Annotated in this window: 20 protein-coding genes; 9 read left to right on the forward strand and 11 right to left on the reverse strand. The window is 49.0% G+C overall.

The annotated features are described in order from the left end of the window. Nucleotides 1-113: 113 nt before the first annotated feature. The gene (locus D4L85_RS33330; RefSeq protein WP_119758422.1) at nucleotides 114-1,148 is read right to left on the reverse strand and encodes a sugar phosphate isomerase/epimerase family protein; all 1,035 of its coding nucleotides are present in this window, start codon (nucleotides 1,146-1,148) and stop codon (nucleotides 114-116) included. Nucleotides 1,149-1,193: 45 nt separating this feature from the next. Further along, nucleotides 1,194-3,923 (reverse strand): PQQ-dependent sugar dehydrogenase, encoded by a 2,730-nt coding sequence (locus D4L85_RS33335; RefSeq protein WP_119758423.1) that lies wholly within the window; start codon nucleotides 3,921-3,923, stop codon nucleotides 1,194-1,196. Between the two features lie 114 nt (nucleotides 3,924-4,037). Between D4L85_RS33335 and D4L85_RS33340 the strand changes: the two genes are divergently transcribed. Beyond that, nucleotides 4,038-4,787 carry an NUDIX hydrolase gene (locus D4L85_RS33340; RefSeq protein ID WP_119758424.1) on the forward strand — a complete coding sequence of 250 codons (750 nt, stop codon included), beginning with the start codon at nucleotides 4,038-4,040 and terminating at the stop codon, nucleotides 4,785-4,787. Nucleotides 4,788-4,834: 47 nt separating this feature from the next. Here the strand turns inward: D4L85_RS33340 and D4L85_RS33345 are convergent, their stop codons facing one another. The 5 genes from D4L85_RS33345 to D4L85_RS33365 form a co-directional block, all read right to left on the reverse strand. Next, nucleotides 4,835-5,911 (reverse strand): hypothetical protein, encoded by a 1,077-nt coding sequence (locus D4L85_RS33345; protein ID WP_160144176.1) that lies wholly within the window; start codon nucleotides 5,909-5,911, stop codon nucleotides 4,835-4,837. A gap of 106 nt (nucleotides 5,912-6,017) precedes the next feature. After that, nucleotides 6,018-8,744, reverse strand: coding sequence for a gliding motility-associated C-terminal domain-containing protein (locus tag D4L85_RS33350; protein ID WP_160144177.1), 2,727 nt, complete (start codon nucleotides 8,742-8,744; stop codon nucleotides 6,018-6,020). Nucleotides 8,745-8,962: 218 nt separating this feature from the next. Continuing rightward, entirely contained in the window at nucleotides 8,963-9,424 is a 462-nt protein-coding gene (locus D4L85_RS33355; protein ID WP_119758427.1) for an anthrone oxygenase family protein, read from the reverse strand. Between the two features lie 219 nt (nucleotides 9,425-9,643). After that, entirely contained in the window at nucleotides 9,644-10,618 is a 975-nt protein-coding gene (locus D4L85_RS33360) for an alpha/beta fold hydrolase (protein ID WP_119758428.1), read from the reverse strand. Nucleotides 10,619-10,778: 160 nt separating this feature from the next. Beyond that, on the reverse strand, nucleotides 10,779-11,306 hold the full coding sequence (locus D4L85_RS33365) for a hypothetical protein (RefSeq protein ID WP_160144178.1): 528 nt from the start codon (nucleotides 11,304-11,306) through the stop codon (nucleotides 10,779-10,781). A gap of 236 nt (nucleotides 11,307-11,542) precedes the next feature. Between D4L85_RS33365 and D4L85_RS33375 the strand changes: the two genes are divergently transcribed. Further along, entirely contained in the window at nucleotides 11,543-12,307 is a 765-nt protein-coding gene (locus D4L85_RS33375) for a ThuA domain-containing protein (RefSeq protein ID WP_119759045.1), read from the forward strand. A 230-nt stretch (nucleotides 12,308-12,537) separates the two neighbouring features. Then, nucleotides 12,538-13,506: a methylenetetrahydrofolate reductase gene (locus D4L85_RS33380; RefSeq protein WP_119758431.1), complete on the forward strand. Its 969-nt coding sequence runs from the start codon at nucleotides 12,538-12,540 to the stop codon at nucleotides 13,504-13,506. Nucleotides 13,507-13,716: 210 nt separating this feature from the next. Here D4L85_RS33380 and D4L85_RS33385 read toward each other — a convergent pair whose 3' ends face one another. Beyond that, the gene (locus D4L85_RS33385; protein WP_119758432.1) at nucleotides 13,717-14,820 is read right to left on the reverse strand and encodes a DUF2911 domain-containing protein; all 1,104 of its coding nucleotides are present in this window, start codon (nucleotides 14,818-14,820) and stop codon (nucleotides 13,717-13,719) included. A gap of 517 nt (nucleotides 14,821-15,337) precedes the next feature. Here D4L85_RS33385 and D4L85_RS33390 point away from each other — a divergent pair. The 3 genes from D4L85_RS33390 to D4L85_RS33400 all read left to right on the forward strand — a co-directional run bounded on the left by D4L85_RS33390 (nucleotide 15,338) and on the right by D4L85_RS33400 (nucleotide 16,816). Further along, nucleotides 15,338-15,556: a helix-turn-helix domain-containing protein gene (locus D4L85_RS33390; RefSeq protein WP_119758433.1), complete on the forward strand. Its 219-nt coding sequence runs from the start codon at nucleotides 15,338-15,340 to the stop codon at nucleotides 15,554-15,556. Next, on the forward strand, nucleotides 15,553-15,885 hold the full coding sequence (locus D4L85_RS33395; protein WP_119758434.1) for a HipA N-terminal domain-containing protein: 333 nt from the start codon (nucleotides 15,553-15,555) through the stop codon (nucleotides 15,883-15,885). The genes D4L85_RS33390 and D4L85_RS33395 overlap by 4 nt, the downstream gene beginning before the upstream one ends. 94 nt (nucleotides 15,886-15,979) lie before the next feature. Next, the gene (locus D4L85_RS33400; RefSeq protein ID WP_228450715.1) at nucleotides 15,980-16,816 is read left to right on the forward strand and encodes a HipA domain-containing protein; all 837 of its coding nucleotides are present in this window, start codon (nucleotides 15,980-15,982) and stop codon (nucleotides 16,814-16,816) included. A gap of 290 nt (nucleotides 16,817-17,106) precedes the next feature. On the opposite strand, the gene D4L85_RS33405 is transcribed toward D4L85_RS33400, so the two are convergent. Next, nucleotides 17,107-17,523: an Ohr family peroxiredoxin gene (locus tag D4L85_RS33405; protein WP_119758436.1), complete on the reverse strand. Its 417-nt coding sequence runs from the start codon at nucleotides 17,521-17,523 to the stop codon at nucleotides 17,107-17,109. Nucleotides 17,524-17,551: 28 nt separating this feature from the next. Further along, nucleotides 17,552-18,571 carry a zinc-dependent alcohol dehydrogenase family protein gene (locus tag D4L85_RS33410; protein ID WP_119758437.1) on the reverse strand — a complete coding sequence of 340 codons (1,020 nt, stop codon included), beginning with the start codon at nucleotides 18,569-18,571 and terminating at the stop codon, nucleotides 17,552-17,554. 69 nt (nucleotides 18,572-18,640) lie between these two features. On the opposite strand from D4L85_RS33410, the gene D4L85_RS33415 reads away from it, so the two are divergent. Further along, complete coding sequence (locus tag D4L85_RS33415) at nucleotides 18,641-19,615, forward strand: AraC family transcriptional regulator (RefSeq protein ID WP_119758438.1); 975 nt, start codon at nucleotides 18,641-18,643, stop codon at nucleotides 19,613-19,615. Nucleotides 19,616-20,117: 502 nt separating this feature from the next. Then, the gene (locus tag D4L85_RS33425; protein ID WP_119758440.1) at nucleotides 20,118-20,768 is read left to right on the forward strand and encodes a hypothetical protein; all 651 of its coding nucleotides are present in this window, start codon (nucleotides 20,118-20,120) and stop codon (nucleotides 20,766-20,768) included. Between the two features lie 10 nt (nucleotides 20,769-20,778). Here D4L85_RS33425 and D4L85_RS33430 read toward each other — a convergent pair whose 3' ends face one another. Then, the gene (locus tag D4L85_RS33430) at nucleotides 20,779-23,826 is read right to left on the reverse strand and encodes a tetratricopeptide repeat protein (RefSeq protein WP_119758441.1); all 3,048 of its coding nucleotides are present in this window, start codon (nucleotides 23,824-23,826) and stop codon (nucleotides 20,779-20,781) included. A 47-nt stretch (nucleotides 23,827-23,873) separates the two neighbouring features. Here D4L85_RS33430 and D4L85_RS35010 point away from each other — a divergent pair, with 47 nt between their 5' ends. Next, the gene (locus tag D4L85_RS35010; protein ID WP_257791773.1) at nucleotides 23,874-23,999 is read left to right on the forward strand and encodes a hypothetical protein; all 126 of its coding nucleotides are present in this window, start codon (nucleotides 23,874-23,876) and stop codon (nucleotides 23,997-23,999) included. Nucleotides 24,000-24,900: the final 901 nt, after the last annotated feature.

The following is a 24,900-nucleotide window of genomic DNA, read 5'->3' on the forward strand; positions in this document are numbered from 1 at the left end:
AACAGCAAACACAGTACGAGTCGTCCGTCCGTCCTAATCAAAGTCTCCCGTCCCGGGGACTTTGATTGGGACGGCTCGGGTCTCCCAAAATCAAAATTAACGAAGAAGCTTCGCTACTTTAATTCCTCCCGCACTTTCTCAAGCAATACCTTCGTAGCTTTTATCCCATCGTCGTTCGACAAATAGGAAGTGTCGCCACCAAAGTCGCGGAGCAGGCCTCCTTCATATTCAATGCCCACATAACCGCCTGTCCAACCCGATGCCTTGATGATGCCGAAGATCTTGTGAAAGTCGGTTTCAGGATCCTCGCCGTTGGCAAACTTATGGGTCTTGGCACTGACACCTTTGGAATACGGCATCATCATCTCAACACCCTTATACTTATCGTACTCTTTCAAACATTTGGTGGCCATCAACGCCTTAAAATCCATCGATGCTGCTTTCGTTCTTTCCATGCAGAAATTGCCGAAGTCGGGTAACAAGCCTTTATTTTTAGCACCGAGCTGTTTCATGATCCCCACCAGCCATTCAGGATTGGATGAATGCCCAAAGTGGTTTTCCACGATCACGTTCAAGCCCGCTTTGCCGGCATACTCCAGCAGCTTTCCATAACCCTCAACGGCCGCCTTCGCCGCATCCGGTGCACTCGCCTCCTCCCCTTTGCCCGTCATGGCACTCATGGCATCGCCGAGATTGACCCGTATGCTTGTGCATCCCAGAAACTTCGCCGCATCCACCCAGGGATAATGACTTTCAACGGCATGCTGTCGCTTGGCGGCATCGACGGCCGCGAGGTTCTCGCCATCGACCATGATCAGGTGACTCTTGGCACCCAAGTCATCGCACATGCTTTTCAGTTCCTTCATGTAAGCATTGTCCGTGTGTTTGTTGTTAAAGAACCCAGACACCCACTCCAGCACGCTGATCCCATGATCGTTGACGGCCCGCTGTGGAAAATCAAAGTTGGTCATCTTGCTGGTGTACAATTCCGATGCATAAGAGAACTCGGCCAAAGAGATCTCGAATGTAAACGGCGCTGCGGCAGCGGTGTCTTTTGCCTGAAGCGCCGACGGAAACATCGTAGCCATACCGACACCGGCCGATGCCAGGCCGAGGGTCGAAAGAAAGTCTCTGCGTGTGTAGTTCATGGTTTGTTTTTTTTTGATTGCTGATGTGTTGTTATGAGCCGTCTGTTACTCGGCGGAAAATGTTACGGAAAGCGGAATATATAAAGCACCCGTGGCCTTGTCGTTCTTGAAAACAAAATAGAGGTCGTTAAAGCCACTGCTGTTCACCGATACACGGTGCGGGACCGGCATGCTTTTGCTCATCATCGCAATGGGCTCATTCGAGGGTTGAATGAACTCCGTTTGTCCGATCAAAGGGCCGTCGGCCGATCCGGTGTGGATCTCGATGATGCCGCCCATCGAATTCAATTGCTCCACCGGTGCGTTCACGGTGAAATACAAGTTCTTTACGCCGGTCATGTCGATCTTTTTGAAACTCGCGTAGGTGTTGGGTGCCGTCACGATGAGAAGGTTATTGTCGCCCATTTTGAAGCGCATGATGTTGGGCGATGCATCGTCGGCATTCCCGAACAACATCGTAGGGCTCCGGAGGGTGATCGTTTGCTCCGATGCAATGGCCTTCACGCCGTTAAATCCTTTGTCCTTATATGACGCCGACATCCGGTACACACCCTTTGTGGGATCGACGCCCTCGGGGATTTTCACCGTGACCTCTCCTTTCACAGGCAGTGTTGGCTGCGGCTTCTTCACACTCGAAAGACTGAGGATGTACTGAACGATCTGCTTGGCTTCCGGCAACCCGATGTCGGGATGCGGCGCCATCGCCACGTCGCCCCAAACTCCCGATCCGCCCTTGATGACCTTGTTGGAAAGCAAGTTAATGTTGTCGGCTGTCGGTTTGTATTTCGTAGCGATGTCAAGAAAAGCAGGGCCAATCGATTTCTTATTCTCAAAGTGACACGCCTTGCAATCGCTCCGGGCCATGATACTCTTGCCCGCCATAAACGTAACGGGTGCTTCCTGGTGTCCGGCAGGCTGCGGACTGCCCTCTCCGTCCTGGTAGTTGGCGGTGATGTGAACGCTCGACGCAGGTATCCTTTTATCGTCGAGACTTCCGTCTTCTTTGTCAGAAACTTTTACTTCATAGGCGATCTTCTGATTGGGGAAGAAGAAGGATTGATTGTTACCCGCCAGCGACAACGATACAACCGGCGGCTCATTACCCGCCGAGATAGCGAACTCCTTTGTAGCGGCCAGACCTTTTGTGTCTGTAACTTTGAGTTTTACTTTATAATTGCCGGGGATTTTAAACGCATAGGAAGCATTGGCCTCGGTCAATGTCGCCACCGCGGCGCCTTGTGCATTTGTTATTTTCCATTCATAACGAAGGGTATCGTTGTCGTAATCCTTCGTGCCCTCGGAAGAGAAAGTCACCATCAAGGGCGTTGCCCCTGCCGATGCGCTGGCCGAAGCAACAACAACCGGTTTGCGATTGCCTCCGTTGTATTCGATGCGCACCAGTTTCGACTCCGGATTTCCCATGAACCAGCCTTGTCCATACTCAAGCAAATACAAATCGCCGTTCGGACCAAAGGCCATATCGATCGGGTGGTCGAGTTTCAGATTCGGGAGAAACCGCTCCATACGGGAGTAGTTGCCTTTGTCGTTCAGGGTAACAACGATGATCCAGTCGCGCATCCACTCATAGATAAACCACTTGTTATCGTAGTATGCCGGAAAGGCGCGCTTTGCATTTTTAAAATCGTCGGCGTGATAGACCGGACCGGCCATGGCACTGCGGCCGCCACTGCCCAGCAATGGGAACCGGTTCGATGAACCGGGCGTGTACCAGATCGCGGCTTTTTGTGCGGGCGGCAATTCTTTGAGACCGGTGTTGTTCGGAGAATTATTGACGGGCTTGTCTGCCACAAACTGCTCACCTGATTTTTTTGTCTCGAAGTCAAAGTCCCAGTACGCTTTGTTGTCGCCAACAAAATAGGGCCAGCCAAAATTGCCCGGTGCTTTTGCTACGTTGAATTCGTCCTCAGCCGTTGGCCCAAGCCCGGTGGAGTCTTTCCCGGAATCAGGACCAACGTCGCCCCAGAACAAATAGCCAGAGTGCTTGTCGACAGCGATACGGTATGGATTCCGATGGCCCATGGTATAGATCTCGGGCTTTGTCAGCTCCGCTCCCTTTGCAAAAAGGTTTCCCTCGGGGACGGTGTATGTCCCCGCCGCTTCGGGATGAATTCTCAAGACTTTTCCCCGCAAGTCGTTTGTATTGGCCGACGATCGTTGTGCATCGAATGGCGTTCTGCCCGCACGTTCATCGATCGGTGCATACCCATCGGATGCCCGCGGGCTCGTGTTGTCGCCCGTAGACAAATAGAGGTTGCCCTGAGCATCCCAGTCCATCGACCCGCCCGTGTGGCAACACTCGTCGCGCTGAACGGGCACTTCCAGTATCACTTTCTTTGACGCCAGATCAATTTGATTTCCCGTCATTTTATACCTCGCCACAACGTTCACCGGTTTCTTTCCGGCGGGAGAGTAATACAAGTAAAGCCAGCCGTTGGTTGCAAAGGCTGGGTCGATGGTTAACCCCAATAGCCCATCTTCGGCTTCGGCCTGGACGCCCTTCGCGTCGGGATTGTACTTTGTGCTCACCGGTATCGTGGCGATCACCGAGATCTTTTTTATTTTCGGTTCATACAACTTGATCAATCCGTGTCGCTCGATCACGAGTACGCGCTCGTCGGGGAGGATCGCCAACTCGAGCGGTTCGTTCAATCCTTGCGTCAGTACTACTTTTTCGAACCTGTTTTCGTCGGGCGTTTGAGCCATTGCCGTGGTGATGGCCGCCATGAACACCAAAGCGCTTAGTATTTTATGCATAGTCCGGGTGATTGAATTTCACTTTTTACTGTCTATTTTTACTGTGCGTACTGCATACGCAATGTAATTAAATTTTTGTGCGTAAAAAATACGCACTGTAAAACACTGATTTTCATGAACTTAAAGGAGTATTTTTCTAACGTTCTGCGGGAAGTTTCCATCGATTGCGCGATCTTCGGCTTCACGGAGGGCAAGCTGAAGGTGCTGCTGATCCGTTGGAAGTCGATCGACAAATGGAGCCTGCCGGGAGGGCGCATCTATAAAGATGAGGGCGTCGAGGAAGCAGCGGACCGCATTCTTTTCGACAGGACGGGCCTGGAGGGAGTATTCTTGCAACAGTTCAATACGTTTGGGAAGACGAACCGCTATGTTAACTTTTCCGAGAAAGAAACCCTTGCGTTGGTACAGCAGTCATTTGGTGAAACTTTTGAGGAATTGGATATACCGCCGCGCACCGTTTCGATTGGATACTATGCCTTGGTGAATATCGACAAGGTTGTGCCGAGACCCGATGCCTTTTCGGATGCGTGTTCGTGGTGGGATCTCGACCAGGTTCCAAAGCTTTTGTTCGATCACAATGAAATGATCGACGTTGCCACGCGGACGATCCGCAGGGAAATGAGACATCAACCCATCGGAAAGCTTCTTCCCGACAAGTTCACACTGAATGACATCCACAAGTTGTTCCAAACCATCCTGAACACCGAACTCGACCGAAGGAATTTTCACAAGCTGATCACCGGCTATGACTTCCTGGTCAAGCTGAATGAAAAAAAGACGGGTGTTAAGAACAAGTCGCCTTATTTATACAGGTTCGATTTCCGGAAATATGAGAAGGCGTTGCGGGAGGGGATATCGATATAGTCTTAATCTGACAAAACTCAGAATCGATTTTTGAAAGCTGATGGGGTTTACCCAAAAGGATATTTGTCAATATCAATGTCCAGGAACTCGCCGTCGGCCCCGCGAAGCCAGGAGTGAACATTTCCTTTTCCGTCCGTCAGACCCTTGATTGGCTGGCGCGTAAATCTGGAAAGGAGAAATTCGTATCTCTGACTGGATTCCTCATCTTGCTCTATAAACGGAAGCCTGTCACGGAGTGCCGACCAGTTAATGGGGAGTAACCCAGCGTCGTAGTCCAAAACCGTCAGATGATTCTCTTCGTACTTGGTAAACCGAAAAACATCCTTTTTAAGTCCGGCAACGTGGAAGAACCGCGCTGCAAGTTCTTCAGCCTGTTTGGGGTGTAGGAGTTTATCAAGGTATTTCGAAAAATAATCGTAGGCATGGTGATGGACATAACCCCCATCAAAAGCGAGCAGGATGGCTTTTTTTCCCAACCGGAGGTAAACGCACTCCAATGAAAAGTCATCGATATAGTCGAATTGTCTGCTTACATCACGATCCAATTTAACATCAAAAATGAATGCGGATACCGGCATTCCCGGAAGTTTGGCATGTTCGAAGAAAAAACTACCTCGCATCAAAAATTGAAAACGAACGGATTGTAAGAAGAGAAAAATTGTCCGGATTCCGGAATAGCCCGGTAACTCAAGAAAGCGTGTGATATCGATCTTTCCTCGGAGATGCTCGTCCAGATAGTAACCATAAAATACCTTAGCGATCCAGATAAAAAGATCAGAAGGAGAAAGATCGAAGTCTTTGGCATTCTTTAGGAGCAGGTCTTTCTTAAGTCGTTTTTCTATGGGGGCCAGAACTGTCGAGTTGCACGATTTGCAACACGGGATCAGAATTTTACTGTAGTTGGTGAAATGAAGATCTTTTCCGTGAAAATTAACAGTTGTATTTTTTGCACTTCGGCCGGTCAAATTGAAATGCCTTAGCAACCATTGAGGGAAAATATGTTCGCGTGTCCGATTTGACGCACTGAGTTTTGTACCGCACAGGAAACAAACTTCCTTGGAGAAATTGCCGTCCAGAAATGGATCGTATAGTTTTTCGCCTGGGTTTTGAGATGGGACACTCATAGCGGATAAAGGGCCAGTTCGCGAGAAAGATACTCTCTGGGATTGAATTCCCCCATAGAAATAAAAGGGAATTACAATCCCTTTATCTGGGTAACTGGCCAACATTTCAATACAAGATAGTTACAACGCCCTTGTACGTTTGTCGTCCATACGGGAGTTCAATAACGATGGTATAAAAATACGTGTCCACCGGCAAGCGCTCGCCGTTAAAGGTCGCATCCCAGTCCCGCTCGAATCCGTTGGCCTCATAGAGGAGCAACCCGCGTTTGTTGTACACCTTGATAATGGCTTGATCAAGCTTGTAATTGTTCATTAGTTGGACATGCCAGGTGTCGTTAGCCTTGTCTCCATTTGGAGTAAACGCATTTGGAATGTCGATTTCGATTTTTCCCTGGATATCGACGACGCGTTCTGACGGCAAGCTGACGCGTTGCCCGTCGCTCACGGTAACATAGATAGTTCTCGATCCGGACAATATGGTTTCGGGCTCGCCATTAACTTCCGTAATGCGGTAATTATATTTTATCGAGCGCAGTGCCGCCTGATACTCCTCCACGGTGGCGTTGCCGATCAGAAATAAAAATCCCGCAGAATCCTGAAGGGCTCTTATTTTAGGATTTTCATATTCAAACCTTAACTCGTCATTTTTAAGACTATGGTTTGTTTCACGGAAGCCTATTTCTGCCATACTCAGGTATGTGTTATCCACATCGGCAAGCCCCAACCCCTTAAAGACTTCCGCAGGTTCTTTCCCCGGCTCAAAAGGAATCGGCGAAGTTTCCAATAGCGTGATCACGGGAGCATCATTCACCGGAGTGACCAGAATGGCCAATTTGAATTCGTCACTGGTGTTCACACCATCGCTTACCGTCACGCCAACCTCGATGAACCCGTTGAGATTCGCAGCGGGTGTAACGGTATTTCCATTCACCGTGTAGGTGCCTTGACTGCTGCTCTTCACCGAAAGACCAAAACCCTGTGGATAGTTGGGATTATCTTCGTCTGTAACGAAGAGGTCTGTAGCATAGATCGTGATCGGGTAATCCTCCAGCACGACCAATTCCTTTTGCCCGTTTATTCTGGGTGTCGCCGAAATCGGAGTAACCTGAATCTTCAATTCAAATAGCGGACTATCATCCTGTCCATCGTTTACCCGCACACCAACCAGAAGCGTACCGTTGACAAAACTAGCCACCGGAGTAACCTTGGTCCCGGTGACCGTATAGTTCGTGCCGGGAAAAACCTTTAACGAAAATCCTGTTGGGAACTCGTTGTCAGGATCGCTTACCTCGAGATGGAATAGCTCGATGGTGATGGAAGTATTTTGTGTTATGCCGATGGCCTTTTGACCTACAATGGTGGGGGCTACGTTCTTTTTCGTGGCAATGATCTCTACCTGGAAATTGAAATCAGGGCTGCTGGCGGTGCCGTCGCTCACAGAAACGGTCACGCTAAGCGTTCCAACGAAAGTCGGCGACGGACTCACGGAACCTCCAGCCGCTACGTAGTTGTTACCTTGGGCGATCTTCAAGGTGAAGTCACCTGGGTAATTGTTGTCAGGATCGGTAACGGTCAAATCCGAAAGGCCAATGGAGAACGTAGTGCCTTGATTGACAGTCAGCGGCTTTTGGCCCGTGATCACCGGACTGTCATTGACGGGGGCGACAGTGATCTGGAGATCGAACGGCGGGCTGTCGTTCGTGCCATCGTTGACGCTTATCATGACGGAAAGAGGTCCTGAATAATTTTTTTCAGGAATAACCGTACTTCCATTCAGTGTATAATGGGCTCCTGGAGAAATCGCTAAAGTAAAGTCTTGTGGAAAGCTACTATCCGGGTCGACGACAGAAAGGTCGGTGAGCTTAATGGCAATCGATGCGTCCTCGTTCACCGTTAAGGGCTTCTGACCGGTGATCGCAGGCACAATGGGCTGGGCTTTCACGTCAATTTTAAGATCGAAGCGATTGCTTTCGGCTTTGCCATCATTTACCGACACCGGGACTTTCAGACTGCCGGAAAAACTCGCCGCTGGCGTCACCGTTGTTCCGTCGACGGTGTAATTGCTTCCACTATACACGGTGAGCGTAAAGCCTGAAGGATAGTTGTTGTCAGGATCCGTTACCGACAATTGATTGAAATCGACTACAACACTTTGACCTTGATTAATGGAGATGGGAGTCTGTCCGGTGATATGCGGCGCAACGTTTTTACTCACTTCGATCTTTAGCTTGAACTTGTTGCTTTCGGCTTCACCGTCATTTACCGATACCTGGACTTGCAGGTCTCCGAAAAAATTTGGCGCTGGCGTTACCGTTGTTCCATTGACAGTATAATTGCTTCCACTGTATACCGTGAGCGTAAAACCAGACGGGTAATTGTCGTCAAGATCGAGAACCGTTAGCTGCTCGAAGGTTATCGTTACGGCTTCCCCCTGGTCGATGGTTATTGGCGTTTGTCCGGTTATGATGGGCGCGACATTCGCCGTTGTGATGACGTTGATCTTGAAGTTGAACCATTTGCTTTCCTGGTCCCCTTCCTTCACCCGAACCTGCACAGTAAGCGGGCCGGTAAAATCAGGGTCGGGTGTCACCGTAGTGCCGCTCACGTCATAGTGCTTTCCCGAATTTACCTCCAGGGTAAACCCGATGGGATATAGGGATAAGGGGTCCCCAGGTGTTACGATGAGGTTGGCCAACGTTAGGGTGACCGGCGTACCCTGAAGGGTCGACAGCGGTGACGGGATTTGCCCGGTGATGACAGGGGGACCACCCATTGAAACAAATGCCTGCATTAAAAAAATAGAGAGACAAGCGATGCTCCAAAGGTTTTTCATCTCTGTGCCTGTACAAAATGATGTAGGTCGGCCATCGAGACTTGGTAAAATCCGTGCCATGAAATATCAGTTTGCAAAGTTTTGAAATTTCAAAAAACGCTACGCTTCATAACAAAAAAAGTGTGGCGTCAATTCCACATCCGGGGTGGATTTTGCTCGACAGGTCGTTGTATTGATCAATGTTCAAACTTATATCCTGAGATATGCGGTCATTGGCTTTATGCGTTGCCCTTTTGAACACTTGTCCATGCCACAAGCGCCAACGCAACCAGCTCTGCAACGGTCCGCAGAACATGAAACGACCACCACTGGTCTCGTAACATCGTCCAATTATCGGGAACCGCATGCGTGTCCCAGGTCAGCATTTCTGTTTGAATGGGCAAATTACCAAACCGTGTTACGACAATGCACAACAAAAGAAAGCCTGCCGCGACCAGCAAAGCAATGAAGGTCTTCCGGTCTTCCCGCTGAAGAAAAGCGGAAGCGATGGTTACGAGCGTTGCCACGATCACCAGCGAAACCAACAACGTCTGAAGGGAAAGAACAAGGTGTTGTTGCTGCTCAATATAGGTGGATGACGAATAATTCACTGGATTTAGACCTACCCATATTCCAAAACTTGTCCCGGCCAGCAGGGCGACCAAAATGATGTTTAAAAACCGAATGATCGTAGTGGCCATGGTACAAGATTAAGCCGTTAAAGACGAAGGAATGGCATTGGCGACGTGCCGCGTTTTGTCTCACAACACCAAAGGAATTTAACAAACAAAAACCACAACGCAAAGACTGACAGGGCATTGATTCATGCTCAAGGCATGGTACTAACGGAATTCCCAATTCCCGCCTCCGATCCGTTCTTTGAACGAACGGAAGCCCTACGAGCTTTCTGACTGGAATTGTTATCGAGAACTTGCTTTACGAAGTGTCTCGTTGAAAAAATCAATCGCCACCTGGTTGATCAGTTCAGGTTGCTCTTTGAATACTTCATGCGACGTATTGGGAAGAACGAAAAACTGACTTCCCTTGATAGATCTGTACATTTCCTCGCCATGCTGGATTGAAATATCGTCCCTGTCTCCCACTACGATCATGACGGGAATCTTTATGCTGTCGTAAATAGATTTTGAAAAGTACTCGTCAGCGTACACCATTTTGCTCAGGCTTTCCAGGAGTTTTACCCAATCTTTGCCGGGCAACTTTGAATAATCCTCAATCAACTGCTTGTTAAGCTTTTCGAACACCTCCTTCGAAGGGGGCACAACAGAATCCAGGGGAATTCCTGCGGGGATGTTGAAACCTCTTTTACCGTTATTAGCACCCACGGCAATTACCTTCTTCACCTTGTCCGCCCTTCGCTCCGCGAGCAGAATACCCACAATCCCTCCATCGCTCCAGCCCATAACATACAAACTGTCTACGCTCAAGAAATCGATCAGTTGTGACATCGTTTCGGTTAGAATTTCATAGCTGATGCTATCGGGTTGTTCCGACCGGCCTTGGGCGGGGGTGTCTGGTGCGATGATCCTGAAATGTTGAGAAAGGCCCGGGATACATCGCTCAAAATCTTTGATACTCCGACTGTGGCCGCCGCCGGAGAGCAATAAAAGCGGCATCCCACTTCCATACTCCTCATAGTAAACCTTCTTACCACGAATGTTTATGTATGCTCCGCCGTTTGATCCATAGTCGATTTTCTTCTTTTCTTCCCCGCAATTCATGAACAGCAGCTGCAAGCCTACAAAAATGAAAAGCGTTGTCTTTTTCATGTTTTTGTTTCGGTTGAAATGGGTTAAAATAAACCGGTAAAATTTTCCTGGTCGACCATCCCCAAATGAATGATTTGTCGAGCACCGAATCTTAAATGCCCATTCCATGAAGATGGCTAGGTGAAAATAGTTTTAAAAAAACTATAGGGATTGCTAAGTAACTGAACGTCAGCTAAAAAATAATGAATTCACCTATCGAATGCATCGCTTTTTTTGATTGCCAGCAAGCCTTTCATCGACCACTCACCCGCTGTCGGGCTATCTTCCTTCATTGCCTCCTGCTAAAATAGCTCTGCCGCCTCCCCTTATCTCCCACACCCAAGAATAAAATATTCCCGCTTTCGTTCCATTCGTTATCCACAATCAAATCGCCTTGTGCCGACAGCGCCAGCCTTAGCCGGTTGATGTTGCACCTGCTATAGATAAACGGAAAAGCAGGAGGTATTTCTTTCCGCTCATTTCTTAAAAACACTTCGTAATATCCACTTCTGACAAACACGCCTTCAAAGATCTCAGTCTTCACTTTACCGTCGCTATCTTGATACGCTAATTCCAATTTTCCCTGCCTGTCAAAAACAACGGAAACGCTATCCGCTTTCGCCTCGCGAATTTCAAACAATTCCAGCAAGGCAGGAGAACCATACCGGCGTCCATTTGCTTTAAAGGCAGTATTGTCAAAAGTGCCGGAAAATTGACCATCAAAATAGTTAACCTGCGATCTTCCCACACGCCATCCCGTGCCGCATGAACATAGTGAGAAAAAAATGACGAGTGTTATTGTAAGCGCTCTTACCATATTGCTATCACTTCTTAACGAGCTATTTCAAACGACTATGACAGCCGTTGATAAACCGAAAGCTATAAAATTCATCCTGATTATCGTTTAAAATATCGGATTTCAATATCAGTGAGAGTTTTCGCGCATCTTCAACCAAACCGTTGCCATAGCCATCATTCCATTGCTCAGGAACGTCGATGATTTGTAAAAAAAATGTATTACTTTCCGATGTATCAATGCTTACCAAAAGAAATATGAACTTCCGAAAGATCTTCCTAACCGCGCTCGCCCTACAAGTATCCCTATGTTTCACCGTCGTCGCACAGAAGCAATTCAAGGCGCTGCTCGTCACCACCACCAAGGGATGGCATCACGAATCGGTCCATGCCGGGGTCTTGGCCATTCAGCAACTGGGCGTACGAAATTTCTTCGACGTGTCATTGTTCGAAAACCCCAACGGTTTTACCGATAAATACCTGGAGCAATTTCAGGTGGTCATCTTTCTAAACACCACGGGCGACATCCTGGATTCCGCCCAGCAAAAAGTAATGGAACGCTATATCCGTTCGGGCAAAGGGTTCGTGGGCATTCACAGCGCCTCCGACACGGAGTACGATTGGGACTGGTACACCAAGCTCGTAGGACGCATGTTCCATATCCACCCCGTGATCCAAACCGCCAAACTCAACATTGTCGACGCAACCTTTCCAGGCATGCAGGGCCTTTCCGACGGCAAACTCTGGACTGACGAATGGTATGAATTCGGCCCCGAGAAAATCGCAGGCCTCAAATACATCCTCGCCGTCGATGAAACTTCCTACGACCCCAAGGTGCAATGGGGCGAGAAAAAAGGTTTGGGCATGGGAAAGCTTCACCCCGTTGCCTGGTATCACAACTATGATGGCGGCCGCTCCTTCTACACGGCGTTAGGTCACTTACCTGCCATCTTTAGTGACCCGGCCTATCTGAATCACTTGTATGCCGGCATATTCTGGGCAGCTACTGGCAAAAAGAACTAAGCGAGAAACTTGATCGTGCCCACGGATAGCGGCTATGAGATAACACCCGAAGCATCGCCCGTCCCAAATCAAAGTCTCCCGTCCCGGGGACTTTGATTTTTCTCAAAAATTTCCCCCGCATCATAGCCTGGATCCATCAAAAGCTAACAGCCATTAGGCCCAACTTGAAAAATCATCATTAAGATTGAATTCAACTATTTCTTATTTTTGATTTTTATCCTAGCCCCCTCATGTTCCTAGACAAGATCAAAAAGAGAAAATCAGGAATTTTACTCTACGGAATCACACCTCCCAAAGCGCAAACCCCCGTTGAAAAACTACCTTCGATTGCCGAGAAAAGTTTGAAGACCCTCTGCGGCCTCGATATTGATGCGCTGATCGTTTACGACGTACAGGACGAGTCCACACGAACAAATGAAGAACGACCGTTCCCGTTCTCCAGTGCGCTGGATCCCTTTACCTACACGAGCCAGTATTTACAGGCGCTGACCGTCCCTAAAATTATCTATCGCCCGGCAAGCATGTTCAGCAAAGCGGAGTTGACCGAATGGTTGAACGCCCTGAAAAGTAATGGTTTCTATCCCGTGTTTGTCGGTTTGCCCTCACCCGACTTCGTCCCCAAGACCACACTCACCGAAGCGTATGAGATCTGGCGACAGGATCATGAAGCGCATTCGGTGATCGGTGCCGTCACAATTCCCGAGCGTCATGCTATTCTCAAGGACGAAGACGTCAGGATGATGGACAAAGTAAACTGTGGTGTATCCTATTTCATTTCGCAGTGCATCTTCAACGTCCAATACGCAAAGCAGACGCTGGATGCCCTGGTAAACACATGCCAGGCACGGAACCGGGAGTTGCCGACCATCATTTTTACACTAACGATCTGTGGATCGCTGAAGACACTTGACTTTATGGAGTGGTTAGGCATACACGTTCCCGAAGATATCAAGCAAGAATTGAAAGTGTGCAGCAACCCGGCGGGACGCTCGGTGGAGATCGCCACTGAAATTGCAAAAGACCTTATCCAATATTGCCAGGAGCGAGCGATCCCGTTCGGATTTAACATTGAAAGCGTCGCGGTTCGCAAGGAAGAAGTCGACGCCTCGCTTGAACTTCTCGAAACCGTCAACCGGTTGCTGAAAGTAAATGGACTGCGAAACGAAAGCACGCTGCGGGTGAATTCCAATTTGTCGTGATCGTTAGCCTTCAACAGGCTCGCATCAAGCGAAAACAAAAAAAGTCATCCACCTTAAGCGGATGACTTTGCTATGACGTGAGGTCCCATAGGGGAATGGATCGCGGCTATGTCCGTACCCCAAGGACGTCCACCGTTCAAATCAAAGTCTCCCGTCTCGGAGACTTTGATTTCTCAAACAGTGCGGTTGCTTTCTCAAGCGAGCCCCTCGCTAAAGCGGTTTCCCCGCCTGAAGTTTTGCTACTATCTCTTCAGAATAGCCTTTATAATACGTATCCTTGGCCAGTGGCAATGTCTTGTTGGCATACTTCAACGCCTCCTTCGTATTGCCCTGCAGCGCATAACCCCGCGTAATGCCCATGCAGGAATAAAGATCGTCAGCATTCTTTTCGTAATTCATTTTGTAGATGGCGATCGCTTCCGTCGTGCGCTTCTGATTTTCAAGTGTTCTGCCATACGAATAGAGCTGTAGCGTTGTCGCTAACGGGTAGGCTTTCTTCATGACGGAATCAGCCTTTTGCTTCATCCCTTTTTTCTCCAGCAGACCGGCATAGGTGGAAAGCGTGGCAAAGTTCTTTTCACCAAAGTAGGTATTGATGGATCGCTCCGCCCAGCCAATCGCTTCGTCGATATTGATGTTGTGCATCAGACAATAGTTCGCGGCCATCTGCATGTTTTGCCAGTAGCGATAAAAAATACCGGAATTGAATTCTCTTCTGAACGCTGCGATCTGTTCTTTTTCGAGGTCTACCGAAACTTTAAAAGGTATCTTCACTTTCTCCCACTGCAAAGAGACGATGGCTGCGTCGTCGGTCTCGTCGCTAAAGACGTAAGTGAGCCGTTCGACACTGTCGTTAAGCTTGGCCACCGGCACCTCCACGCGAAGTGCATCGTCTTTGCTATCATAATAAAAACTTCCCCAGGCGGTGCTGACGTTTGAAAATATGATCGTTGCCTTCTCCGGACCCATCGCAATGAAAAATCCATATTTTCCAGCTTTCAGAGGCTTCCCCTCAATAGAGACATCCGTACTAAAGGTAAAGGTGGTGTTCTCATTAGCCCCCGCACGCCACGGGGCCGCTTTGCTGGTGCCGTAATGCAAGTCGGCAAAACCATAATGCACAAGGCCGCCCCAGATCTTTCCTTCACGACCATTAACGATCGGACGATTATAGTCGATCCGTACCTCGGTGTTCCCGATGTATTGTGACACAGATGCCTTCCTGTTCGGGCCGCCCGAAGGAAACGTGATTTGGGCAAAGGCAATCACTGCAGCAAATAGCAGGCACGCAGTAATGAATGTACTTTTGATCATAGGGTTTAGTTAGTTGATTTGGTGGTTTACTATTGAGTTTGTTGCAGCTGTCGGAGTTCAAATAACCTGCCAACTAGGAACACTGTTAATGCTCATGAAACGGAAGATTTTAGATAACGAAATACATAGGGGTGTCCGTTTCAGGACGAAAGTGTTCGTGTATCATATAAAAAAGTCATCCGCCCATCTGCCCAGGTAATGATCTTCCGAAGTCTCTTGGGCCAACCTTTGACCGCAAGTCGCCAATCTTCTGTCAGTTGGTTTCTCGCAATAACCAATCTAATCTTTATGGAGGGTCCTGCGCGACCTCATCTCAGGCCAAAATACTTTCTGGAGATAAACTTGGTCCTTGAAACTGGGCTATTTTGGCTAAAAAAATATATGCATTTACATATATTTTAAATTATTTTGCATATATTTATATGTAAATACGTATAAATACATCATAAATAGATAATTATATGCAAATACATATAATTATTCATATATACGATTATTATATTTAAAAGCATATAAAATGCAACGACTTGCCACATTCGTAAAAGAGAAGCGAAAGAACGCAGATCTCACGCAATCCGAGTTTGCAGAGCGAGCCGGTGTGGCCCTTACCGTAGTCCGGAAAATAGAGCAAGGAGACCTGCGCCTCAACCTTGAAAAAGTAAACCAGGTTTTGAAAATGTTTGGTCACGAGCTAGCCCCCGTAAGTCAGCGAGATCTAACCGATGAACAACCATGAGACGAGGAGAAATTTATTACGATACTATACTGGCAGGCATCCTGACGGAGACTGACGATGGCGAGTATACGTTCACTTATGATGATGACTACATCGCAAAATATCCAAGCCAGTTCTTAACCTTCTCCATGCCGGTAAACAAAACCGTCTATCGCGACAAAAGGTTATTTCCATTCTTCGACGGACTTATACCGGAAGGATGGCTACTGGACATCGCTGCGAAAAGTTGGAAGATCAATCCCAATGACCGCATGGGGTTGCTCCTGGCGTGTTGCCAGAATTGCATCGGAGCGGTTAGTGTACAACCTATTGCTGGAAAAAATGAATAGCCGGTGCCTTTATTGTTACGAGCCCTTAGAAAAAGAAACTGATTTCCATGAGCGATGCAGCCTGAAATTCTTCGGAACGAAAACCGCGCCTGCGTTGGAATATTCGCTCGGAGAAATGGCTGCCCTTGCCAAGAATGTCGTGGAAAGCAGCATCGCCGTTCCAGGGGTTCAGCCTAAACTCTCGCTTACCATGGTCGGTGAAAGCAATGTTGGAAAGCGGTTCACCGTTGTAGGAGCGCTAGGCGGTTCGTACATACTAAAACCACCTTCAGCGAATTACCCTGAGATGCCGGAAGACGAGCACGTCACCATGCGCATGGCCGAAGCATTCGGTATACAAACCGTACCATCAAGTCTGATACGATTAAAGTCCGGCGAACTTGCCTATATCTCCCGTCGCATTGACCGCCGGCCGGATGGAACCAAGATCCACATGATCGACATGTTTCAAATTACCGAGGCCTTCGACAAATACAGAAGCTCCATGGAGCGCATCGGTAAAGCCATTTCGGAATACGCCACCAATACACTCCTTGAGCAAGTGATCTTTTTTGAGCTCAGTATCTTTTGCTTTCTGACCGGAAACAATGATATGCACTTAAAAAACTTCTCCATGATAAAGGATGGAGACGAATGGAAACTTTCTCCGGCCTATGATCTCTTGAACGTTGTCATCATCAATCCAAAAGATGATGAGGAGCTGGCGCTCACCTTGGAAGGAAAGAAGAAAAAATTGACCTACGACAATTTCATAAAATTGGGCAAAGAGCTAGGCTTAAATGACCGCCAGATTCAAGGCGTTTTCAAAAGAATAGAGACAAACAAAGGGAAAGCGGTGGAGTGGATCGAAAAATCTTTTTTGTCGACGGAGATGAAGGAAGCGTATAAGGAAATAGTGATGGAAAGGTATGATGTGCTCAAAACGAAATGAAGCGCAGCGAATTTCATATCACCCTTTCACTGATTCGAATTCTACCAAAGTTGATATTCCGTTCCCGCTGTAGAATTCGCCAGCCGGTGGAAGAGCGCGAAGGCGTCCCAATCAAAAGTCTCCCGTCTCGGAGACTTTGATTGCTCAAATGGATAAACTTTTGTTTTGAAAGGAGGAATGAGCGCACGCAAAATCGTGTGGTTGGCCAGTGGATTTTGTGCAGCGTTTGTCCCTAACCCTCTGCACATTTCCATTTACGCGCCCGCGCATCGCGCTCATTCCTAATCTTCCTAGATCAACTTCATCTCAACCACAACGTTGTTTCGAATGGCGCGGGAATAGGGGCACACTTCGTGCGCTTTCTTCATCACGGCCTGAGCTATGTCATTGTCAACACCCGGCAGGTGAACATGCAACGACACTCCGAGATGAAAACCGGCGTTGTCTTTCTGCAGCGACACAAAGGCTTCTACGGCGCTTTCGGTTACGCGAATGTTCAGGTGATCTGCTACGGCGCGAAGGGATGTCTCGAAGCACGCTGCATAGGCCGCGGCAAAGAGCTGCTCGGGGTTTGTTCCTACTTTATTGTCTTGTTTGCCGAGACCGTCTACCAGTGCAAGATCGTGTTGAAGAATGTTGTCGGATGAAGCGATGCGTCCTTGACGACCGCCTGTGGCTGTTACTTGAGCTGTGTATACTGTTTTCATAAGTTGTTTGTGTAGAGACGTTAGAATCCTATTCCATCGCGATCACAATTTTCCCCATCACCTCTCCTGCTGCCAGATAATGATAAGCATCAGGTGCGCCGCCAAATGAAAATGTCTTCTCAATGCGTGGATGCAGGTTGTGTTGTTCGATGGCGCGGTTCATCGCTTCAAACTCGAGACGACTGCCCACAAACCGCGGTTGCAGGGTGACGCAACGAACAAACAACGGGGTGAGAATGGCCCGCGCGTCGACAACCTCAACTTTGCCGAGGGTGGTGGCGGGACTGAGCAACGCGATCTCCCCTCCCATGGCTGTGGCCTGCACGCTTTGTGTCACGGTGTCGATGCCGCCGGTTTCCACCACGAGATTCACGCCTGCGCCGTGCGTTAGCTCCAGTATGGTTTTGCTCCACGCGCTGTTTGTTTTGTAGTTCAGCACATGATCAGCACCGAGGGCTTTCAGTTTTTCTATTTTCTCGTCGCGCGAGGTGAGCACAAACACTTTGGCGCCCCGCATCTTTGCAAATTGAATAACAAACACCGACACGCCACCACTGCCGATGGTGAGCACGGCGTTGCCCGCGCGCACGTTGGTCAGCGCCGACCATGCGGTGAGGGCCGAACAGGGCAAGGTAGATGCTTCCGCATAGCCGAGATTAGCCGGAACCTGTACCACCGAATCTTCGTGAAGCACGGCATACTCCGCCAACATGCCATCGAGTGTACAGCCCAGCTGATCCATGATGTCCATGCCGATGCGGCCATCGCGCCAGCGGGCGAAATAATTTCCCATCACGCGATCGCCCACACGAAAGCGCGTCACGTCTTTCCCTACGGCCACAACTTCTCCCGCACCATCGCTTAAGGGAACGATGTCTGCCTTGGCGGGCAACGGATAGGTTTGGTGAAGAATATACTGATCGCGCCGGTTGATGGACGCGGCTTTGATCTTGACTAACACATCCTGCGCTTGCGGGGTTGGGATGGCTTGTTCGCGCAGACGGATGCCGTCGATGCTGCCAAACGATTCGAGGTGATACGCTTTCATTAGTTTGTTTTTGTTGATGCAACAAAGGTATCTTTGCCTTGCGGGCCTCAATTGATATTTTACGACAAAATGAAAATCCTTGCCAAACACCTCGGTTGTTTTGTTGACTACGGCCAACTGCGCGGCATACCCGTGCGCGAGTTGCGAACGGTCATGAAATCGCCTCCCGACTTTACCGACGCCGATGCCAAGGTGAGCGTGACTGATTTCTATGCCGTGGTGCAACACCTGTCGCTGGCACTAAACGATCCACTGCTGGGCATTCACGTGGGCCAATGTCTCAACCTGAATACGTTGGGCACCATCTATCGCATTTCGCTAAAGGCCACCACCAATCAGGAAGCCCTGCACTATTGTCAATCCTATCTCCAAAAAACATTCCCCAACATCACCATCCATAACGCCACCGCCGGGCGCACGGCCATCATTTCCGTTGGTCTGCCAACGGGCCATGAAACCATCACACGCTATATTCTGGAAACCATTTTAACCGTGATGGCCCGCGAGATCACCATCCTCTCGGGCGAAGACATCAACGTGAAATTATCATCACCCCATCACACCAGCGACTATCCGCCTGAATGGAAGAAGGGCACCTCGTTCGAAATGAAATTCAACCAAACCCTTCTCAAAGCCGCCGTGCAGGACAACACCCGTTGGGGGCTTGACCTGCTCATTCCCGAATACCTGGCGCTCATCGAAAGCATGGAGGCACAACCATCGTTTGGCAGCCGGGTGAAGCTCACGGCGCTGCGCATGGCAAAGCCGCGCCTGCCTGCGCTCGAAACCTTGGCTGGATTTTTTAACCTGAATGCGCGCACCTTTCAACGCCGCCTCGTGGCCGAGAACACCACCTTCCGCCAGATCACCGACGACCTGAAGCGAAACATCTGCAACCTGCTGATTCTCCACGACCGCTTCTCCATCACCGACATTGCCTCCGTGCTGGGCTACTCCGAACCGGCGGCGTTTATCCACAGCTTCAAAAAATGGCATGGCCATCCGCCTCAAAAAATGAGAGACTTCGAACGCATGGCACGTTAACTGATTTTAATTACAGGCCAGGCGAGCGCGAAGGCGCTGCACAATAATTCACTGCCATCTTAGGATAACCGCATCCCGTTGGAAGGTTGAACGCAGCACAGGCTACCTTCATGTCCCTGTTAAACGCGATAGATCTAAAGTCATTGCCGGATGTTCGGGTGCAGGGAAAAAATCAGGATTTTAAACCTGTTTTCAGGCCATGTTACCACCAGAACATCAATTGGGACAAATCCGATAACCCTTTCGGCATCCTGCTCCTATTTTTATTTCATGTTTTGAGTATCGGGCCCATCGGAGGTATCTGTCCATGAGGCTTTAATCGATGGATGGGAAGGTTGTATAAGAACGTCTCGTCCGGGGCGTGCGCCGCGGCATACGCTGAACTGTCCAGGGCTTGCTCCCAGCGAGCAGGCTTTGGGTGGTTGCCCCCGGGGGCCTCCGGATGGGGATCAATATCGAACATTGAGACCACACGAATTTTTAACTAAAATCAAATAGTGTCATGAAAAACCCTCTTTTTTTCTCATGCGTGCTGCTTTTTGCAGTTTCCTGTTCATCGTCGAGTTCTGACGACGATCCTGGGCCCATTGTCAGTGAAGAGAACTTGCCTGGCGATTACGTTTTCACAAAGGATGAATCCATCTTTGAGCAAGATCCGTCGGTCGCGCGGTACAGCTACATTTATACGAACAAGTCGGCCATGTTCCGCGACGACATTTTGAAAACTTATCCGCTGAGCGAGCTAGTGAAGGAGGAACATTGTCTTTTTACGGTGGCTGAAAGCCAGTGTGACGGCGCCAAAAAATGCTACACCATTCAACTCACAGACGACCCGGAGCTTTTTTTGTCCGCAGGATCTTCTTCAAATAAGGAAGAAGTACACCTTTTCATTTTTCATGGCGAAAAAATTACCCCGGTGGGTAGCCCGTCGTATTATTCTCCCGGCGATGATTCGGACGAAGCCAGATTTTATTTTCACAAAGCCGAAGATGTAAAGGGAGTGCGGACGTATGCCATCGAATGTGTGGGCATGCCGGGATGGTATCTTTCCGATTCGCCGCCGGGCTTCAACTACGCCGCGAACGTCATGACCTTGCAGAAAGAAAGTAACCCCGAGGGTGCACCAAAATGGCAAGTGAGGACGGTGAAGTGAGGAACTGACTTTATCGTGTCTGCGCGCTCACCGCGTTTGCAACGAACTCCGAGGGTGTCATGCCGGTGTGATCCTTAAAAGTTTTGCTGAAATGTGAGACATTGCTGAATCCACAATCATAGGCCACCTGGCTTACCTGGGCGTCTTTGACGACCAGGTATTGCCTTGCCTTCTCCAACCGGAAGTTCCGGATAAATTCTCCTGTGGATTGATCGGTAATGGCCTTCAGTTTGCGATGCAGTTGCATCCGACTCAAGCCGATCTCGCGGTTAAACTCTTCGACGCCAAACCCCGCATCGGAAAACTTATGCTCAAGGATGGCCCCGATCTTTTGGAGAAATGCCGCATCGACGGAATTTGCCGTGACAACCTCCGGGGGTGTGGTGTGTTCCGGGGTGCGATACAGCTTCCTCAATTTACGACGCTGTTCGATAAGGTTATGAACCCGGATCTGCAGTTCCTGCACATCGAATGGTTTCACCAGGTAATCGTCCGCGCCTCGTCGCAGGCCATCCAGTTTGCTGGGCTGACCGGCCTTGGCGGTAAGCATCACTACGGGAATGTGGCTCGTGGCCAGCGTTTCTTTTAATTTTTCGCAGAAGGTTGTTCCATCCATCCGGGGCATCATCACGTCGGTAACGACAAGGTCGGGAATAAACTCCTGGGCTTTTTCCCACGCCAGTAAGCCGTCTTGTGCTTCCATTATCCGATAGTCGGGTTTGAGCACGTTGCCTATAAAGGATCGCATATCAGCGTTATCTTCTGCGATCAGGATCAATGGCAATTCGTCTTCGATGCTTGCTTCAGCGAGGGTGCTCTCTTCGGGATTTGTCATCGCGAACGAGAAAGTGTTCAAGATCGTCTTTTCGTCGCGGGTCTGCAGGCAATCGTCGGATCCATAAGCATGGCGGTCTACGGGTAGGGTGAGCACGAATGTGCTGCCGGACCCTTCTTCGCTCGTTAGCTGCAGGGTGCCACGATGGACCTCGGCCAACTCCTTGGCAAGGGCCAGTCCAATGCCGGTGCCTTCCGTTGACCGGGTCTGCGAGTCGTCGACCCGGTAAAACCGATCGAAGATGAACGGAATGTGGTGCGCCGGTATGCCGATTCCATTGTCGCGCACACGAAGCGCGATCGCCGATTCCTGTCGCGTGGCTTCCACCACAATGCGCCCTCCGTCGGGTGTGAACTTAAACGCGTTAGACACCAGGTTGTAAACGATCTTTTCAAGTTTATCGACATCAATGAAACCGCTGCCGACCTCGTCGCTCACGATGACCTGGTAATCCATGCCGCGTTGATCGGCCTGCGACTGGAAGACGGAACAAAGCGTTCTGACGGTATGGTGGATGTCTTTTTCTTCTACCTGCAGCCTCATTTTGCCGGACTCGATGCGAGATAAGTCAAGCATCTGATTGATCAACATATGAAGACGCGTCGCATGGCGATGCATCATGCGAATATCGTCTGTCCCTAAACCGGCATGCGGTTGCGAAAGACAATTTTGCAATGGACTTATGATCAACGTTAACGGTGTGCGAAATTCATGAGAGATGTTGGCAAAGAACCTGGATTTAGCGGCATCCAATTGTTTCAGCTTTTCCGCACTGCGTTGTTTGATCCTGTAACGGTTATACAGCACGACGATCAGCAAAAGCGATAACAGGGCGACGCCGGCGAGGTAGATCCACCGCGAACGCTGTTGCTCCAACTGCAAGGTTTTAATTTCATTTTCGGCGTGAAGCGCGTTGATCTCGCCCTGTTTTTTTTCACTTTCATATTTCGCCTCCAACTCCTTGGCCGCCGTTTCGTTCCGAAGCGTTTCCAGGCTGTCGTTCAGCTCGGTGTAGCGTACGTAATTTTCGTGCGCCAGGCGATACTGTTTCTCTTGAGAATAGATTTCACTTTTACCCTTGTAGCCATCCATCACCAAAGACAACAAGCGTTTTTTTTGTGCAAAGAACATGGCCGAATCGAAATAGAGGACGGCCTTGTCGGGCTTGCCTAACTGAAAAAAGGCCTGTGCGCTGGCATTAAAATCGTAGGCCATGCCTACCGAATCTGGAATGGATCTTTTGATGCGGAGTGCCCGCGAATAATAGTCCAGCGCGTCGGTGAATTTTTCAAGTTCGAAATAAATGTTGCCGATGTTCGTATTCGTCTCGCCCATTTCGCGTCGTTCGCCCGATCGTTGATAGACGTCCAACGAGGCGTTGTAGTTTTTCAGGGCCTCGTCAAATCGTTTCTGTTTGCGATAGATCCGGCCGAGCAACCGGTTGGCATAGGCGATGGAGGAGGCTTTATTCAGTTTTTTGGCAATGTCAGCACACCGCAACGCATAGGTTTCCGCCTTGTCATAGTTCCCTAAAAGATATTGTATGTTGCCGATGTTGGAAAGACTTTGCGTGAGCCCATCGTCGTTGTGATACTTTTCAAAAATCTCCGTGGCCCGGATGTAATGCTGCGATGCAGCCTCAAAGTTATTTTCTTCCTTGGCCACATTTCCCAGCATGTTGTATACGAAGCCCGTGTTGACCTCATCTTCCTTTTTTCGGACGAGCGAAAGACTTTTGTTTAACGTTGCCCGCGCCGAATCCAGTTCTTGCTGCCGGACATAAGCGATGCTAAGTTCCAGGTAGGCTTCGGATAAATGTGAAGACAGATCTTTAGCAATGCCGATACGGATGGCCTTGTTTAAAATTGCGCGCGCTTCCGGATAGCGGCTTGTCCGGGTGTGAAGTGACCCCAGGTGTATTAAACTCTCCATGATCGCCTGGCCATCCCTCGTTTGTTCGGCAAGTTTCAGAGCCCGCTCGCTGTACCCGATGGCGGCGATGGGGTCCGATATATCAGCAAGGCGGTGTGCGATTTTGATTTTGTCGGTTATCGCGGTGGCCTGTTCGAACGCCCGCTCGAGGCTGTCGACACGATGGGCCGTCTGCTGCCCGTAAGAAATTTTCCAGCAGAATATGAACAGGTATGCTGCCAGTACGAAAGCCTTGGTGTTTTGCCAATTCCTTGTGGAGCCGAAACTTCCAGGCCGTTCGAAATTGCACATGTCGCGAGAGGGGGTTTCAAGCAATTTAAAACTATTTTTTCAAGTTATTGATCTCGCTGACGATCCGGTCGCTCGACTCGACCGGGTTGTTGAATGGATTTCCCCTCATTACCACCCGTTACAAATCCAGCTTGCGCGAGGCCCATCCAAGCGTAGATCACAAGCGACAGTAGGTGGTCCAAAGGGCTCCACGTCAACAAAATCGAAATTGTCCAAATACGAAAAAAGACATTCGTTTTCAGTTAAGTAAAAAAGTGTCAATCGCAGCAATAGCTAGAATACACAGAATTAGCAGAACAACTGCTCAGAAATTCGTTTCAAAATTGAAATATATTGACAACTGCGAACAGTCATGGCACATTGTGAATTTTCAATATCGGATATATACAGCGACGACTAGCCGTCGACACGGCATTGGAGGAATTCAATCATTTATTTGACTTCCGAGGGTTGACTTAAGGCTAGACCGAATATAATAGAATCAACCACACGTTCCAGAAACGCGGCTGTTCAAAAGGTCCGGCTAATATGAATCTCAAATTCCAGGGGGCTTTGAAATGAGGTGACGCTTGCATGTCGCTAACGGCGCGTCAGGAGGGTCAAGGAATTTGTTACCCGAATGTAACATAGGAGCAGAAGTAAGGCAAGGCCAGAATGAAAAAAGAATAGCGATGTATCGGTTTTAATCCAATTTTAAGCGGCTTTCAACGATTTGTGCCAAGCACAGCGTTCCATTATCCTTTAGGCTTGACGTTGTATCGTAAAATTGTAATAGCCAAAACCGTTAAACGATGCTTTCCAAGCAATTTACTACGTCGTTGACGAATTCCTCGTTGTTAGTGACATTATTCAATGAGCGCCAATGTTTCCTACTAAAAAAACCACAACGCCTAGGAGTGGTTATTGGAAATTAGATACACGTTCTCTACATTGGAACCAGAAGCCCATCTATGCCGACTCCTAAAAGGACCGGCAAAGGTGGGCTTTTTTCTATTGTCTGATCGGTTCAAGCCATGCTGACCTATTGCTTCTAAAGAGCGGTATGTTACATGTATGTCCTGAATTTTTCTTTCA

Source organism: Chryseolinea soli (assembly GCF_003589925.1).
GTDB classification, from domain to species: domain Bacteria; phylum Bacteroidota; class Bacteroidia; order Cytophagales; family Cyclobacteriaceae; genus Chryseolinea; species Chryseolinea soli.

Coding starts and splice junctions, on each gene's coding strand:
- D4L85_RS33365 (WP_160144178.1), bottom strand. CDS start 11,306: ATGGTAAGAGCGCTTACAATAACACTCGTCATTTTTTTCTCACTATGT.
- D4L85_RS33425 (WP_119758440.1), top strand. CDS start 20,118: ATGAAAAACCCTCTTTTTTTCTCATGCGTGCTGCTTTTTGCAGTTTCC.
- D4L85_RS33335 (WP_119758423.1), bottom strand. CDS start 3,923: ATGCATAAAATACTAAGCGCTTTGGTGTTCATGGCGGCCATCACCACG.
- D4L85_RS33380 (WP_119758431.1), top strand. CDS start 12,538: ATGTTCCTAGACAAGATCAAAAAGAGAAAATCAGGAATTTTACTCTAC.
- D4L85_RS33345 (WP_160144176.1), bottom strand. CDS start 5,911: ATGAGTGTCCCATCTCAAAACCCAGGCGAAAAACTATACGATCCATTT.
- D4L85_RS33355 (WP_119758427.1), bottom strand. CDS start 9,424: ATGGCCACTACGATCATTCGGTTTTTAAACATCATTTTGGTCGCCCTG.
- D4L85_RS33385 (WP_119758432.1), bottom strand. CDS start 14,820: ATGATCAAAAGTACATTCATTACTGCGTGCCTGCTATTTGCTGCAGTG.
- D4L85_RS33375 (WP_119759045.1), top strand. CDS start 11,543: ATGAACTTCCGAAAGATCTTCCTAACCGCGCTCGCCCTACAAGTATCC.
- D4L85_RS33410 (WP_119758437.1), bottom strand. CDS start 18,571: ATGAAAGCGTATCACCTCGAATCGTTTGGCAGCATCGACGGCATCCGT.
- D4L85_RS33330 (WP_119758422.1), bottom strand. CDS start 1,148: ATGAACTACACACGCAGAGACTTTCTTTCGACCCTCGGCCTGGCATCG.
- D4L85_RS33360 (WP_119758428.1), bottom strand. CDS start 10,618: ATGGAATGGGCATTTAAGATTCGGTGCTCGACAAATCATTCATTTGGG.
- D4L85_RS33390 (WP_119758433.1), top strand. CDS start 15,338: ATGCAACGACTTGCCACATTCGTAAAAGAGAAGCGAAAGAACGCAGAT.
- D4L85_RS33395 (WP_119758434.1), top strand. CDS start 15,553: ATGAGACGAGGAGAAATTTATTACGATACTATACTGGCAGGCATCCTG.
- D4L85_RS33415 (WP_119758438.1), top strand. CDS start 18,641: ATGAAAATCCTTGCCAAACACCTCGGTTGTTTTGTTGACTACGGCCAA.
- D4L85_RS33430 (WP_119758441.1), bottom strand. CDS start 23,826: ATGTGCAATTTCGAACGGCCTGGAAGTTTCGGCTCCACAAGGAATTGG.
- D4L85_RS33350 (WP_160144177.1), bottom strand. CDS start 8,744: ATGAAAAACCTTTGGAGCATCGCTTGTCTCTCTATTTTTTTAATGCAG.
- D4L85_RS33340 (WP_119758424.1), top strand. CDS start 4,038: ATGAACTTAAAGGAGTATTTTTCTAACGTTCTGCGGGAAGTTTCCATC.
- D4L85_RS33405 (WP_119758436.1), bottom strand. CDS start 17,523: ATGAAAACAGTATACACAGCTCAAGTAACAGCCACAGGCGGTCGTCAA.